Source organism: Chryseobacterium ginsengisoli (assembly GCF_039542325.1).
GTDB classification, from domain to species: domain Bacteria; phylum Bacteroidota; class Bacteroidia; order Flavobacteriales; family Weeksellaceae; genus Chryseobacterium; species Chryseobacterium ginsengisoli.
In genome coordinates this window covers 491025-507641 of sequence record NZ_BAABHX010000001.1, presented here as the reverse complement: position 1 = coordinate 507641, position 16617 = coordinate 491025, and the positions used below count along the sequence as shown (strand labels likewise).

The following is a 16617-nucleotide window of genomic DNA, read 5'->3' as shown; positions in this document are numbered from 1 at the left end:
TCTGATACTTTATTCTCAATAACAAAAAGAAGACGAAAAATGATTACAATAGATAAAGGATATGGTTCTTTGTAGTTAAAAACCGTAAATTTGCGCCATGAATAACGATACCATTTGTGCGCTGGCTACTGCCAATGGAGTAGGGGCTTTAGGAATAATCAGAGTTTCGGGGAACGATGCTTTATCTGTCGTTCAAAAATCTTTTCCTGCGAAAAATCTTGACAAACAAAAATCTCATACGATTCATTACGGATATTTTGTGGATGGGGAAGAAACGATCGATGAGGTGATGCTTTCGATTTTTCTGGCTCCGAAAAGTTTTACAACGGAAAACTCTGTGGAAATTGCTTTTCACGGCTCTCCGCATATTGGAAAACGTATTCTTGAAACATTGATTAAAAACGGAGCAAGAATGGCAAAAGCCGGAGAATTTACCCTTCGTGCTTTTATTAATGGAAGAATCGATCTTTCTCAAGCTGAAGCGATTGCCGATGTAATTGCGTCTGAAAATGAAGCTTCACGAAAAGTGGCGATCAATCAGCTGAAAGGTGGAATTACCAATGAAATATCATTTTTAAGAACCGATTTGCTGAATTTTGTGTCATTAATTGAGCTTGAACTGGATTTTGCAGAGGAAGATGTGGAATTTGCAGACAGAAGTGCTTTAAATCAGTTACTTGATAAAATTGAATTGAAATTAAATTCTCTTATCGAAAGTTTTCAATACGGAAATGCTATCAAAAACGGAACTGCTGTTGCCATCATTGGAAAACCTAACGCAGGAAAATCCACTTTGCTGAATGCTTTACTGAAAGAAGAAAGAGCGATTGTAAGCAATATTGCAGGAACAACGAGAGACACGATTGAGGAGATTTTGCATATTAAGGGGCATGCTTTTCGTTTGATCGATACCGCCGGATTACGCGAAACGGTTGATGAAATTGAAGCAATCGGAGTAAAGAAAGCTAAAGAAAAAGTTGAGAACGCGAATATTCTTGTTTATCTCGCAGATGCAGCAACAGAAGATTTTTCAGAAGATATTGAGATGATAAAATCTTTATTGAGAGACGATTTGAAGTTGATTATTTGTGCTACAAAAATTGATGAAGTTTCTCCTGCAACCTATGAAAAAGTTGAAGATATTTTCAGAAACGAAATCTCGCAGGAGTTTAATTTTATTAAAATTTCGGCAGTCGAGAATCAGAATATTCAGGATCTTAAAAATGAATTGTCTTCTTATGTTGAGCATTTGAAATCTGCGGAAAATAATGTGATAATTACTAACCAACGTCACTTTGAAGCTTTAAGGAAATCCTTGGATGCTGTAGATAAAGTGAAGGAAGCTGTTACTTTCCAGATTTCAACGGAATTGTTGGCTTATGAATTGAGGAATGCGTTGGAACATCTTGGTGAGATTTCAGGTGAGGTTACAAATGATGAGGTGTTGGGGAATATTTTTTCTAAGTTTTGTATCGGAAAATAGGCAGTGTTTTAGGTTGTACATAAATTGCAATTACAATAATATGAAAATCCCTTTAAATGTAGTGTTTAAAGGGATTTTTATTTACATTCTGTTTGGTTTCAAAATTTAATATTGCAGAATATATACATTCTATTTGTTTCTATTTCGTTTCTATGAATTTGATTTGGAATAAAATTTGTAATTTCATCGTTAAAAAATGTTACATTTTGAAACAATGGGAAACATAGGGAAACAATATGAAACATTTTTGGGGAGAATTTAAATGTTATGGAAGTCAATAAAATTTGTCAATTCTGCGGAAATAGGTTTGTAGCTAAAAAGACTACAACAAAATGCTGTTCCGATGACTGTGCTAAGAAATTCTACAAAAAGAGAAAGCGTGATGAAAAGATTCAAGCGAGTGATAAAGATTTGGAAGTACAAATTAAAGGTTATGATATTGAAGAAATACAAAAGAAAGATTACTTATCCATCAAAGAAATTATGCTTTTACTCAATATTAGTAGAACATCAATTTATCGTATGTTAAAAGATGGTAGATTAAGCAAATTAGAAGGCTTTAAATCTGTTAGAATTAGAAAGGTTGACTTAGATATACTCTTTAGGCAAAAAGCCGAAAATAGCGAAGGAAAAGAATATAATTTACCGTATTTCTGCGATGATAATTATTACACGATTAACGAAGTCTTAGACACATTTAAAGTGAGTTCAGGTTCATTTTATCATTTATGCAAAAAACATAATATTCCGAAAATTCCAAAAGGTAAAAACGTTTATGTTCCCAAAAACTTAGTAAATACAATTTTCAATAATGAGTAAAAAAGTAACAGTGCTAAAAAAACTTGTAAAAGGAAATAAAAGCAATCTTTCACTAAATTTTTATCCACCTGTTTTCAATCGAAAAACTGGAAAAAAGACTCGCTATGAAAAAACGAGTTATTTTATTTATAATGAATTTCAAAGCGAGACTGTGTACTATACAGATGCAAATGGGAAGAAACAGTCAAAAATTGAAATTTTAAAAGATAAAAATGGTAATCCTAAGAAATTAACATTGACTCCTGCTCAAAAACACCATAATAAGGAGACTAATGAGATGATTGAACTTTACAGAGCCAAGAGATTTAAAGAAATAATTAGTCCAGATATTTATACAGAAGCCGAGTTGAAAAGCTTAAAATTAACTGAAAATAAAAAGAAAATTTTTACAGAGTATTTTAAGGAAAAAGCAGAAAATGCAACAAAATCAGCGGGGGCATGGAGTGCTAGTTATGGTTATTTTTCTAAATATTATGGTAATAAGCTTTTTAGTGATATTGATAAAGCTTTGATTGAAGATTTTAAAAATAAGCTACTTAATTCTTTTCAATTAAGAAGTAAAAAGCACAAGCTAAAACGAAATTCTGCAGCAAGTTATTTTATAAGATTTATACAGGTTTTAGAAATGGCTTATGAAGAAAATTATCTTTCTGAAAACTTCAAAGGTAGAATCGAATGGATAGAAGAGGAAGAAGTGATGAAGAATTTTCTAACAATTGATGAGTGCAAAATCCTATTTGCTACTGATTTTCCCGATGATGTTTTAAAAAAATATTGTGTTTTTGCCCTTTTAACAGGGTTGAGATATTCGGATATATCAAATCTAAAATGGGGTGATGTTGTTAGAAGACATGATACAGATTTTATAGATTTCAGGATGAAGAAAACCTCGGCATTCCAATATCATCCTATCTCCCAAGAAGCGATAAATCTTATGGGAGATAAACAAAACAGAATTGACTTTGTTTTCGAAAGAATTGCTTATCATTCGCTAAATGACAATTTACGAAAATGGCTTTTAAAAGCAGAAATTGAGAAGAAAGTAACATTTCATAATTTCAGAACTTCGTACGCTGTAGCACAATTAGAAGCAGGAGCAGATATTTATCTAAAAATGTTGGGACATAAAAATGTTAGTACTACAGAGATTTATGCAAAAATTGTTGACAAACGAAAAATAAGTACTATTGATAATATTATTTTAGGACTATGATAGACTTTTTACCAATTCAAGATGAGGATTTTACATTTTCATCATTATTTCAAAATTATGAAGAAGGTCATACAGATGCAACTGATTTCGGCATGTATCCATTTTTTAGACTTAGATATTTCTTTTTAGATAGAGAAAGATTGCCAATAAGAACATTGAAAATTGATGAAGAAAAAATAGAAAGATTTGATATGTTTAAAAATATCTTTATGAGGGGAGATTATTTTTATCTTATTGCCTATCATTATTTTATTCATGTTAAAGAGTATGAATTTGAATATAAAGTTGAGGGTAAAATGCGTATTGAAGATAAAAAAGGAGAATTAAAAACAGTTTCTTTTTTTGAGCCACTGTATAATGCTTTAATAGAGGAGAAAGTTAAATCTCAGAAATTACTCCGACACGAATATATTGTTTCTAAAAATAAGTATCTATACATAAACAAGCTTACAGAAATACTTTTCAATGATTACTTCGATTTAGATGATGCAATTAGGAAAGAGAAAAATGTCTTTGCAAAATATGGAATAGCTGTTAAGGAGGTTTATTTAGAAGTGTTTAGAGACTTTTATTCAAATTTTGTAGATTATCTTAAAACTGAAAATTTTGAAGCTTTAAAAAAGCTTGTTTATCCTTCTACGAAAGAAGTTCAGTCATTTAAGTTTGCACCGAGAAAAACCTATAAAAATTTAAAAGATATGGAAGCAAGAACCAAAATTGTTGAATCCATTAAACAAAATTTGATAGAAAAAGGATTTATTTCAAACATAACCACTTTTGAACAGGTTTATGACCTTTTTGACAACAAAAGACGAGAATTACCAAAAATCCTTTGGGAGAAAGATATTACATCTTTAGCTACATTTTATAAAATAATGGAAGATGATAAAATTATTCAAGATGCAGAAGGAGAGCATTGGAAAATTTTGGCTGATTATTTTATTCTTAAAAATGATTCGGAGATTTCAAGAGAAGAACTTAAAAGTAAAAAGAAGTCAACCAATTTTAAAATTTTAGCTGACCTTGAAAGCGCATTTGACTTACTGAAAAAAATTATCGCATAATCTACACTCCACCTTTGAAAAATTTTTCATTTTTTTTCATTTTTTCCGATAAAATATGAGTTGATAAATCAAATAGGATTTTATTTATTTTTTAATTATCTGAAAATCAAATATTTAAAACTCTTACGACAATGTAGGAGTTTTTTCATTTTTGGCACTCTTGCTAAATTGTTGATGGGTGTTCTGTTATGACAACAACACAAAAAACGACGAAACCCAGTCATAATGGAAATTTCGATTCAATAATCGAAAAATTGGTGCAGACAGAAGTGAAAAATTACTTAACTGCTTACGCAACAGAATTAGAAAAATTGAATGAAATAGCTCTTTCAAAAGCTGTTTTAACAGTAAAAGATGTTGCAGAACTTCTTGATATGAACGAGCGCGTAATAGTTCAAAAGATTAATGAAGGATTAATCCCTGCTTACAAATGCAAGATTACTAATAAGTTTTTTGTTTTGAAGCGTGAATTAATCAAAGAAATTACTTCAGGAACGCACTATAAGTCAATTTCAATGATGAAAGCTGAAGTAAATAAGAATTTTGAAACCCAACAATTTGTATAATTTAAAATCTGAGATTATGTCTAAAAAAATATTATCTAAAAATCAAACAGCTAGAAAGCTAAGTAGAAATGAAAAACAAAGAATTACAATCGCAAATCTGGCGTTAATTCCTTCTGTAATTAAAAACTATATTGATACGCTCGTGAAGGTTTATCGCCCAACTTTTACCTACAAACTAAAAGTTGAGTTTTTCTATTATATCATTGCAACGATAATAAGGCGTCAAAATACCTATGAAAATAAAGCACTTGAAAATATTCCTATTGCACTTAATGCAACGGTTTTAAGGGGTATAAAATCAGACTATAATGAATATATAGATTGGCTTATTGAGCAAGAAGCTATTTTCAAGGCTGAAAAATACGAGCCTGGACGCTCTTCAAATAAATATTGTTTTGCCGATTTTATTTTGCCGTCCTTAAAGGAAGATTCAGGATCTGAAATAGTTGAAATGCAAGCTTTAGAATCTGGTAAAGTGATCGTTGCAAGATCAATTCAGGAATCTGAAATTTATGAGGAGAATGAGCATCTTTTGAAATGGTTTAATGGTGGTTTGGAGATAGATTTTGAGGGAGCTGTAACCTATGTAGAGGATCTATCCTATTATGAAGGTGAAATCTTTGATTTAACACATAAAAAAGTTCATTGGAGTCATCAAATATTAACTTTACACCATAAAGCTTTTTATGCAACCCGAAATGAGGAAAGTGATTTTCGTTTGCATACACCTTTAACAAACTTGAAGAAAATCTTCAAACCTTTTATTACTTATGAAGGTCAAGAACTTGTAGGATATGATTTAAAAAATTCGCAACCGTTTTTCTTGATATTTTTAATAGAATCTATAATAAGTAATAACGATAGAATAAGTAATATATTAAGTAGAATATATAGTAAAAAGAATTGTAATTCCTTTATGTTGCAGAATCTCCGTAAACGCCTTTCTATAAAGGGTTTTCTGAAAGATTATGAAATGTTTAAAACATGGGTTCTTAATGGTGAAATTTATGAAAATATGGAAAGTATTATTAAACCCAAGAAACGTTTGGGTTGTTATTTTACTAATAAATATAACGCTATAAAAAAAGTAACAGAGATAAAAAAAGTAGACAATATTAGAGCTTTGATGAAAGGAGTGATTTTCACTCTATTTTTCAGTGGTATAAAAACCAGAAACTCAAGTTACAAAACTTTTAAAGAAGCTTTTCCTAATTTGGTTGAGGTAATAGAGCTGTTTAAGGAAAAAGATAATGCTGATTTTTCCAAGTTGCTACAAAATATTGAATCGGAGTGTATCATTGATTTTGTATCGAAGAAAATCGCCAAAGAGTACCCAGAAATGCCTTTGTTTTCAATTCATGACTCTTTGTCTACAACAGAAAAACATGCTCATATTTTGGAGGATTTGATGCCTAAATACATCTTTGAGTATACAGGCTTAACACCTAAAATAGAGGAGGAAAAATGGAAAAAGTATGATTATCAAGTTGACTATAAAAAGAGAGCTGAATTACATCCTGAATTGTATGCTTATAACGGTTTTTAAGATGATTTTAATGTCAAAATAGAATAAAAAATCCATTAAAGTAAAAAGCTGGGTTAATTTGGAAATATATTTTTTCTTAAAATTTTGTTTTTAAAAAATAAAACCACCACAATTGCAGTGGTTTTATTTTTTTTTCAATTCAAAGATGTAACTTTTATAATTGTTTATAGATAATATATTTAAGTAAGACGAATAAAAATTATAAAAGTTATCCTACCAATATAAAATATAATTCTTATTTCATGCTAAATTATTTATGATAAAATACCTGCTCCTCTTATTTTAAAAATAAAATAAATTACCGCAATAAAATGTATTAAAAGCAAAATAGCAAGTATTAAGTAAATAATTGTTTTGTACTTTTTATAACTATAAGTATAAAATAACATAATTATTACTTCATAAAATAACAAAAAATAAAAAATATTATGATTTTGGCTTTTAACAAAAAAATAATATATAATAGCAAATATTAGTAATGAAATTATTGCTATAATGCTGTTTGTTTTTTTATCTTGTTTTAACATTTATATTAATTTTAGCGCCTTTTTCCCATTTTACTGTATATCCCATAGAACTCATTCCGTAGATATATTTATTATTTAAACGAAATAATTAATGTGATAACGAATAGGATAATATATATTAGAATAGGATATAATGCATAATACATTTTTTCATATTCTCTTTTTATATAGAGAATTATAAAAAATATTATAGAAACTAAAATATTTAGTAAAACTAAAATAGGAGTAATATTGGTATGAAAATCATAGTACAATTTTCTATTCATATCATATTTAAAAATAAAACGAAATATTAAATAAATAAAAACATTTACTAAAAAAAATGATAATGGTATGTATTGAAGTTTATTTTTCATTCTTAATTTTTTAATAACCAGTGTAATCAAATCCATCAAAGATTGATTTTTGATCTGCTGCCGTATCTCCCATATTCCCCCTCATCACTTCATTTAAATTTGAGCCAAACTTAACAGCTTTTTTTTCAAATCCATTTAAATGCATCCACGCTCCCCACATATAATTTCCTGCATCAAATACATTATACAAAGTATTAGAATCTCCAAATTTAAAATAATCTGCTGTTTCTACAATGGTTTCTAAATAAGGTCTTCTTCTATTACCTTCGTATTCAGGATAAGAATAGGTAGGAATTAATGTTGACGTTGCAAAATCGGCTTTATCATAAGATTCTTTTTTAGCTATTTGTAGTGCAGCATATCTATTAATCATAGTTGCATCTTTATCTCCATTTTTAATAGCCCTATTAGCTCTTAAATTATATTGTAATGCATCAAATCCTGCAGTTCTCATAAAACCAAAAAAGCGCCACTTTGGGATATAATTAAATAATTGATCACCTTTTTTATATGCTCCAGATTTCAAATTAATTTTGTCAACACCTTCAGGATCATTAAAAAAAAACTGTTTTCCATTTTGGTCAAAAAACCTATTAGCTTTATTATTTTTCACAATATTTGTAATAGTTCCTTTACTATTTACAGTTATATCATCAGTTGGGTTTGACATAGAATTTCTAAGTTTAATAAAAGCCTGGCTTGCAGCTTCTCCTGTAAGAGCTTCTCTACCATCAGGATCAACAAACATAATGGGATTGTTTAATCCATAATTATAAGGACTATGCCTTGTCATTTTCTCCGCGAGTGGATCTATAACACCCCATCTTCCAATGTCTGCCATATAAAACCTTGCGCCGTAATCATACATTCCACTTTCCGTCTGCAATTCTTTTCCGTTGTAATTGTATTTATACGCAGGATTTCCAACTAAAGTATTATACCCCTGATGCTTCATTCCAAAAGGATAATAATTGTTTTCTTCAAGAACTTCTGTGCTTGTCCCATTTTTGAAATAACTCAATCGTACATTTCCCAAATGGTCTGTATAGTTGTAAATATACTTATTATTTTCAAAATTGTAATACCCTTCCGCAGTAGGTACAAATTTTAATACAGAAGGAAGAATACTTGTTGAAGTACCTTCCGATTCGTACTGAAAACCGTCCAGATAGTCCGTCACTTTAGATGCTTCAGACTGATTTCTGGCTACTCCATAAGTATAAAGCTTACGTACTTTCGTTCCATCTGCTCGATAGAGATATTTGGTTGTGATGTTACGGGTTTCGGTGATTCCTCCAAAAAGGGTTCTCACAATATACGTATTATCAAACTTAAGATTATCAGGCAGATTAAAGAAATTGTATTTGATATCAAGAATTCCTTTGTCTACATGAGAAGTCATATTCCCATTCCCATCATAAGGAATCTCATTTCCTGATGTATCAGGATATCCCCTGTAATCCGTTGAAGAATCTGTCACTGAAGTCAGTCTGTTTCCTAGATAAATATAGGCGAGATCATCAATATTGGTCGCTGTAGTACCTTCTGTAGCTCCTGATCTTTTCAGATTGCTGATATTTCCGTTCAGATCATAATCCATCTTCTCAAAATATTCTTTCGCAGAAGGATTGGTATCCTTTTGGTAAAATCCTGCCAATAATCTGTTTAAATTATCATAAACATAACCATATCTTCTTAAATAGTCACCTGTCACAGTTCCTGTTCTCCAGTCTACTTCTGCAATGTTTCCGTTGTATTTTGGCTTTACTTTAAGATTGGTAAAATCTATATTGGGAGTTTCCTGTCCTTCAATTTCATTATATTTTATTTTGTAGCCAAACAGTTTTCCATTAAGATTTGCAGGATCATTAATCTTAGTCATCCAGCCGCGGATATTATAAGTATAATCAATACTCTGCAAAGGAGTAGAAGTATCAATTCCACCTACTTTTTTATTAGTAAGTTGAGAAAGTTCGTTGTAGGTATTCTGTGCTAAAATCTCCTCCGTATTGTTATTTACCTTATGCTTATGAACCAACAGTCTATTTTGAGAATCATATTCAAACGTTTCGGTGATGAGTTTTTCTGTGTCAGTATCTAATCTTTTGTGATAGGTTTTAGCCAATGTTACAACTCCCGCAAAATCAAGTTTAGATTCAGTCTTGGTATACCCTCCTAAATGATTAATTGAATAGGTACCAATCGGTCTTCCTTTTTTGTCGTAATAGGTATAGTTCTTCGTCCAGTTATCGTCTTCTATATTTTTTACAAGACTCATCACAGGAAGACTTTTAGTACTTGTTGATTCAGTAGTTGAAGCATCTGTCAAAGTTGGCTGTCCCAAAATATTTGCGGGGAAAGTCGGATTAAAACCGTAAGCAGGATATGTATCATAATAATTCACTGAGAGTAATTTTACCCAGCGCGATGAATTTGGATAGGTCTGATCATAATTCTCATAATATCCTTCTATGCCTTGTACAATAAAAGAAACATAAAGGCTTCTTTTTACACTACTGCTTCCTGTAGTATCTGCATTATCCTGTTCAGAGAGCCTTGTGCTTCCGTAACCCATGCTTAATCCCGTCATAACAATTCTTCCAAACTGGTCATATTTGGTATACAACCATTGGTTGTTAGGTCTCAGATTAGCATCCTGAGTGGCGACTAAACGATCCTGCTTATCATACACCATATATTCCCAGCCTTTTCCAGGCAACTTCTTTTCGACTAATCTGTCCCAAATATCATAACGATATTGATAACAAAGATCATTTAAAATAGTATCATCAATTGTGGAAGATACGGAAGCCAATGGAGGGATTACGAAAACTAAATTCTGATAGTTGTCATACACATAATATGTGTCTACATTCTGTGTACCATCATTTTTACGGACTAAAATCGTTTGTCCTCTTCCATTTTTGAACTCTATAGAAATATTACCATCTTCATCTGTAACAGTATTTTTGTATAGCAGATTCTGTCCATAATTTCCAGAAAAGCTTATATGAGAACTTGTTGTCTTATTTGCCCAGTCTGTAGATGCTGTATATTTTTTTACCTCACCATCTATATTTAAGTCATAATCAAATTGAATAGGTTTATTATCCCAAGAATTTCCAACTTGTTTTTGTTGTAGTATTTTATCTAATGGAGAGTTTTCAAATATTTTTTCTGAATATATCTTTTCTGATCCGTAAATATCTGGTTGTGTTGCATTTGTTAAAGGATCTGTAATAATTGCTCCGTTCAAAGTTTGTGATTGTGGAACTGGCAGATAATCTCTTAATTCTCTTCCGAATCCATCATAGACAATATGCTTAACAATATCTCTTCCCAGCGGACTTGCCTTTACATTAACGACTTGTTTAGGTCTTCCTAATCCATCAAAATACTGAACTGTTTGAGCTTGCTTGGCTGTTGTAGAAGAGGAAGTTACCTCTTCCAAATAAGTTCGGGTTTGGATATAATTTTCTGTTATTGTTTGTGAATGTAATGAACTTGTCACAAGCAATGTACTGATTGGAATTATTATTTTTTTCATCGTTATTAATTTATAGGGAAATAGAATTCATAATTATATGATGTATTATTAGGAAGAGCATTTCCTGAATGTGTTTTTAAAATAACATCACCATTAGTTTGAATAGTACAATATATTTGTCCATTATACGTAAGAAAGTCTGTTGTTGGTTTACATGTCCCCGTTATGGTGGCAATCTTAACCCCTGTTGTCGCCCAAGGTAGACTGGCAGAATTTGACCCAGAAGAAAATCCAAAAGATAGCTTATAAGAGGAGTTTTGCGAAACAGAAACACTGCCCCCTCCTGAAATACCTAATGATGAGTTAAAGGAAAGAGAACAAGATATTGGAGTACAAGTTCCATTTGTATTAGCCGCATTTTGTCCGTTTGTATTAATATCATTTAGAGCTTTTTGATCTGCATCTGGTTGATCTATTATTGAAGTATATTGTCCTGCAGGAACAATGTAATTATAAACACCTCCTATTGCACTTGATCCACAATTATTTCTTGTAAATGGTTTACTTTGTATTGAACTATAAAAAGTAGTAGGTACATAATTATATTCATTTTCTTTTAAAATTTTTCCATTTACATCAATGATCCTTTTTAAACGGTTAGACGAATCATAAAGATATTGTTCCCTGATTCCTGATGGAGGGATAATATTTGTTACTCCTACTAAAGGATTATAAGTGTAGGCAGTGATTTGATAATCACTCATTTCAGGTCTCTTTCTTAATACATCTAAAGCATTAATCAAGGTTTGCTCAGTTGTGGCGTCAACATCAGCATCAGACTTATCAATAATATCTTGTAGATATTGACTAACTGTAGCGTAAGAAGCTCCCTCTATTTTAGCAATTGGAAGCGTTTTATTGTAACCCCATACAATTGTTGTAGGAACATTCGCAGTATTTACATATTCTAATAAATTACCTTTATTATCATAGGTTGTATAATTTATGATTGTTTTCGTATCAACAACATAATTTGGAGGTTGAACTTGACTGGTTTCAACAACTGATGTAGGGTTTAGGTGAGAAGTATCATCATATTTAGTTCTAAAAGCTGAATAATCCTGACCTCCTTTTGAAATAGTTTTGAGTAGCGGGATAGATACCATATTTGCATTAAATAATTTTTGATTGTCAACAGGATTTGCATAAGAAAACTGTGTAGATTCGGCTATCCCATCAGGATAATTAACCAGTTTTAAAAGCAAATTATTTAGAGAAGAATATGAGTAACTAGTCTGTGTTGTAGATATTTTATTATTAAGATAGTCTTTTGTTACCGATTGTGACAGCAGGCTTTTCTTGGAAAAGATAGGATAATAGCCAAGTACTGTTACACCATGTGGAAAAATAGACCATTCTCCACCTGTTTGAGGAAAAGCAGGGCTACCATTCCAAACCGATCTTGAATTTCGGCTGATTGAAGTTCCATAAAAAACATTGGAATAAACCTCTGAATATGTATTATCCGTTTGCTTGAGTTTATTCATCGAGGTATCATAAATGATCTGGCTTAGTTCCTTGCCGTTTTCAGTTGAATTCGGAGACTTGGTAGATGGCATATAAATAGGAATAACCCCATCCTGTAGAAAATAATGAAAATCAGGATTATTGGAAAAATTGGTTTCAATTGATCCTTTAGTATTGTTTTGAGAATCTTTCTGGGTTGTAATTACTTTGGAATACCCTATATAATCTCCTGAAGATAAAGGAGAAGCTGAATTATTATTATTAGAATTCATAGAAATAATACCAGATGACTGTGAATAATAAGTACCAGCATTAACATAAAAACCTACTGTAGAATATGTATTTTTATTAAATAAAAATAATGGATTAGTTGAAATCCCATCAAAATATTTAAATTCAGTTTTACCAATAAACTGATTATTTATATCTCTATTAGTTTGAGTAGCTAGTCTCAAACCGTTTCCGACTGTTAAATTTCCGTAATCATATTGGTAAAATAGATTGGAAGCACTGTTTAGTTCATATTCAAAAGAAGAAGAACCTTTTGTAGGATATGTAATTTTATTTAAAATACCAGATTGAGCGTAGTTTACATCAGCTTGCTTGAAATTATTGTTTAAATCATTATCTACTGGTATGGGTGTAGGGTAATTAAAATCGCCAGGGTTTAAGAAAATTGTTTTATTGGTGAATCCGCCATTTGAGTATCCCCAGTAATCAACCCCTGTTGAATGTTTGGAAGGTAATAAAGTTTCATTATAACCGAACATATAAGATTGATCATCTATCTTTACAGATAAAAGCCTAAGCCTTTTTGTTAACCTGTCCTGTGAAAACTGCTGATAAAATTGAGTTAATAAAGTCTGATAATTAGGAGTTGATAAAATATTCACAGAGCTCTGGGAATTAAAGTAATCATAGCTGAAATTAACAGAATTTACCACTTGGTTAGAAAAATTTAATTCTTCTATTTTATCTAGCTTCTGGGTAGGAAAATCAACACGATCGGAATAATAAAAATTAACCTTTCCAAAATCCCCTGAAATATTACTGATCAATAAATAATTCTGTAAGGTTGAAACATTACTGGGAAATGCAGGTTGAAAGCCTACATTTTGACTGCTTTTAAGTGGATTCATAGCTGAACCAGGATATTGATCATCATACTCTCCAATATATGCCCAAGTCATTGAATTAGCGAAAGGTATTCCACCAGTGTAAGATTGGTTGCCATAGGTATAATTAAGCTTATTGCCTACAGAAGGTAAATTTCTGACATTTAGATATTCATTATACGTGAAATTTATATTATTGTTATTGACATCAGTTATTTTAGTAATTACATAATTTTTACTTACACTTGTTAACGTCCGCACATCTTCAACCTTTGCAAAATAATATTTTGTTCCTGTAGGATCAATAATTGTAAAATATGTATTATTATCATACGAAATTTTATATCCTTTTTTATTTAAACAATAAAAGGTAGGACTAAAGGTGTGGGTAGTCATTCCGACTGGATAATTATTGACAACAAATTCCAGCTTTTCTCCAAATAAATTGCACGTAAATATATCTGGAGAGGTATCTGTATCAACAGTAAAGGGAGCCTGATTATTCAGATCTGTAAAATTACCGTTAAGGGGTAAAAAACCATCAATGGTTTTATAATATGAATACCCCCCTGTAGTAGGGGCAGAAGTCAACCCACTATAGGAAAGATTTGCACCTGGAACATGGTTATTAGGAAAATAATTATTAAAGGGATTAGATGAGCTTATAAAATCAGGCAGGTATTTAGCAACATCATCGAAATCACTAAAACCTCCTAAGATAGATTGAGTAATAGTAGGAAGATTTATATCCCATCCCAATCCCACTGATCCTGCTTCCTGAGCAACCTTTATTCCATTTCCTGAAATATATTGTAAGGTTAAGGGAATTTTAACTGCCCCTGACTGGGCTGTCAGTAAAGGGATCTGTGGACTGTTTGTTCCTGTATATTCTGAATTTTGTATATCCCCATATCTTAAAAATGTTGCTGTTGATGGAGAATTAGGGAAATTTTTAAAATAATATTCACTGTATTTGTTTTGATTATTCTGAGCGTGAATAGTAAAAAATGCTCCCAATACAAAGCTTAATATTATGTTTTTCTTCATTTGTTTATTTCTTAATCAATTTAGCGTTAGCAGTTTTATTCGTATCTGTTTTAATCGTAATCAGATAAGCTCCCTGAATCAAATTCTGAGTATTCATCTTTGTTACCTTATTCTTAGTTTTTAAACTTTGCAACTGTCTTCCTCCCATGTCATACAAAGTGATGTCAGCTTCTTTAAAATCAAATCCGATTTCCACATACGCATAATCTGATACAGGATTCGGATAAATCTTGATGTCTTGTTTTTCAATTAACTGATTAATCTGCTTGTCACCCAGTTTTACAATCTTCCAGTTTTCTTTACCAAGTTCTTCAGCACTTGTTCCTGCTAAAACAATCGATCCGTCTCTGTTGAGTTTAATATCAGATAATCTTTCTTCTCTTTTTCTGGATTCTCCTTTTACATATTTTCTCCATTGCTCATTTCCATTGTAATCCAAGTAAAGCATCCAAAAAGTCTCATCATCACTTTCAATTCTTCCCTCAGCCTGAGTATAGCCACCCAACAAAATTCCCTTAGAAGATTTATCATCAGAAGAATGTAAAACACTCATTCCCATCAAAACGTCTCTGTTTTTGAAATTGTAAGATTTTTGCCAGATTTCTTCACCTTTTTCATCAAGAGAAAGTAACCAAAGATCTGTTCCTTCTTCAATTCCTACAGATTTGTTTCCTGATCTCTCAGATCTTGATTCTCCTCCAATTAAATATCCTGTTGATGTTAAAGACAATGTTCTTAAATGATCATCACCCTTGCCTCCGAAGTTCTTTTCCCATTCTACTTTTCCATCTTTATTTAACTTAATGATCCAGTAATCGCCTTCTCCGAAATTTTCTGTTTTCTTAGAACCTCCTGCATTACTTCTGGAATAGGCTCCCAATAACGCTCCACCGTCTTTTGTTGGAATCATTTTTTCTACTTCATCCAGTCCTTTTCCTCCTAAAACAAGTTGTGATAATTCTTTTCCGTTTTTGTCAAGTCTGACAATTAAAACATCTTTAGAACCATAACCTTTTGCAGAGTTTTGAATATTCCCTGCTACAAAGAACCCTAAATCTGTAGTTTGAATCACTGCTCTTGCTTCTTCATCAGAAGTTCCACCAATGGTTTTCTGCCACAATTCATCGCCAAATTCATTGATTCTGATCAGCCAGATATCCGAACCTCCTTTAGAATCTTCTTTTTTGTCTAAACTTTTTCCTGAATATGAAGTTCCAACAAGAGCAAAACCTCCTTCTTGCGTTGCAACTGCTCCTGAAAGGAAATCATGATTTTGTCCTGAAAAATATTTCTCCCAGACCTGTTCTCCCTGCTGATTTAATTTTACCAAATGAAAATCGTAACCCTTATTCTGTTTGTTTTCAGTAGATTGTTGTTTTGAAGCCTGAATCGAGCTTCCAGTGATTAAATATTGTCCGTCAATGGTTGTGGTGACTTGGCTCAGAAAATCCTGTGTTGAGGATTTGATGTCTTTTTGCCAAACAACTTCCTGAGCAGATATACTAACGACAGCGCATAAGAATAATGCACTAGTGTAGAGTTTTCTCATACCTTGTGTTTATTTTGAGTTATTATTAATTTTATTTAAAAGCTTTGCAAAAATATCTATTTTACACCATCTTAGAAAGATTCATGAATCAGATTTAATGTGAATATTATCATCTTTGTATGTTTTTTATCTGTTCTAAATTAGATTACTACAAAGATACTTTTGCAAAGCGACAAAATGTGTCGTATAATATTTACAGATGCAAATGTTTATACGTAGGTTGGAAAGTATTTAACATTTTTCTTTCTTGAAATCTTTTTTCAGTGCATTAATTGTGAGTTTCAAACCTCGTATGAGATAATAAGCACAACTGATATA

At 31.3% G+C, this 16617-nt stretch carries 10 protein-coding genes; 6 read left to right on the top strand and 4 right to left on the bottom strand.

Translation table 11 applies throughout. The features are described from left to right. Positions 1-97: 97 nt before the first annotated feature. From mnmE to ABD940_RS02310, 6 genes are all read left to right on the top strand, one after another. On the top strand, positions 98-1483 hold the full coding sequence (gene mnmE, locus ABD940_RS02335; RefSeq protein WP_345200061.1) for a tRNA uridine-5-carboxymethylaminomethyl(34) synthesis GTPase MnmE: 1386 nt from the start codon (positions 98-100) through the stop codon (positions 1481-1483). A 267-nt stretch (positions 1484-1750) separates the two neighbouring features. Continuing rightward, positions 1751-2302, top strand: coding sequence for a helix-turn-helix domain-containing protein (locus ABD940_RS02330; RefSeq protein WP_345200060.1), 552 nt, complete (start codon positions 1751-1753; stop codon positions 2300-2302). Then, on the top strand, positions 2295-3515 hold the full coding sequence (locus tag ABD940_RS02325; protein WP_345200059.1) for a tyrosine-type recombinase/integrase: 1221 nt from the start codon (positions 2295-2297) through the stop codon (positions 3513-3515). Before ABD940_RS02330 ends, ABD940_RS02325 begins: the two co-directional genes overlap by 8 nt. Next, positions 3512-4579 carry a hypothetical protein gene (locus ABD940_RS02320; protein ID WP_345200058.1) on the top strand — a complete coding sequence of 356 codons (1068 nt, stop codon included), beginning with the start codon at positions 3512-3514 and terminating at the stop codon, positions 4577-4579. The genes ABD940_RS02325 and ABD940_RS02320 overlap by 4 nt, the downstream gene beginning before the upstream one ends. 188 nt (positions 4580-4767) lie before the next feature. Beyond that, positions 4768-5145 (top strand): helix-turn-helix domain-containing protein, encoded by a 378-nt coding sequence (locus ABD940_RS02315; protein WP_345200056.1) that lies wholly within the window; start codon positions 4768-4770, stop codon positions 5143-5145. Between the two features lie 16 nt (positions 5146-5161). Next, a complete protein-coding gene (locus ABD940_RS02310; protein ID WP_345200054.1) occupies positions 5162-6691 on the top strand; it encodes a hypothetical protein in 1530 nt (509 codons plus the stop codon). Between the two features lie 254 nt (positions 6692-6945). Here the strand turns inward: ABD940_RS02310 and ABD940_RS02305 are convergent, their stop codons facing one another. The 4 genes from ABD940_RS02305 to ABD940_RS02290 all read right to left on the bottom strand — a co-directional run bounded on the left by ABD940_RS02305 (position 6946) and on the right by ABD940_RS02290 (position 16299). After that, on the bottom strand, positions 6946-7218 hold the full coding sequence (locus ABD940_RS02305; RefSeq protein WP_345200052.1) for a hypothetical protein: 273 nt from the start codon (positions 7216-7218) through the stop codon (positions 6946-6948). A 366-nt stretch (positions 7219-7584) separates the two neighbouring features. Beyond that, a complete protein-coding gene (locus ABD940_RS02300) occupies positions 7585-11121 on the bottom strand; it encodes a DUF6443 domain-containing protein (protein ID WP_345200051.1) in 3537 nt (1178 codons plus the stop codon). 5 nt (positions 11122-11126) lie between these two features. Continuing rightward, positions 11127-14750 carry a DUF5977 domain-containing protein gene (locus tag ABD940_RS02295; protein WP_345200050.1) on the bottom strand — a complete coding sequence of 1208 codons (3624 nt, stop codon included), beginning with the start codon at positions 14748-14750 and terminating at the stop codon, positions 11127-11129. Between the two features lie 4 nt (positions 14751-14754). Further along, positions 14755-16299, bottom strand: a complete 1545-nt coding sequence (locus ABD940_RS02290) for a T9SS type A sorting domain-containing protein (protein ID WP_345200049.1) — start codon at positions 16297-16299, stop codon at positions 14755-14757. Between the last annotated feature and the right edge of the window lie 318 nt (positions 16300-16617).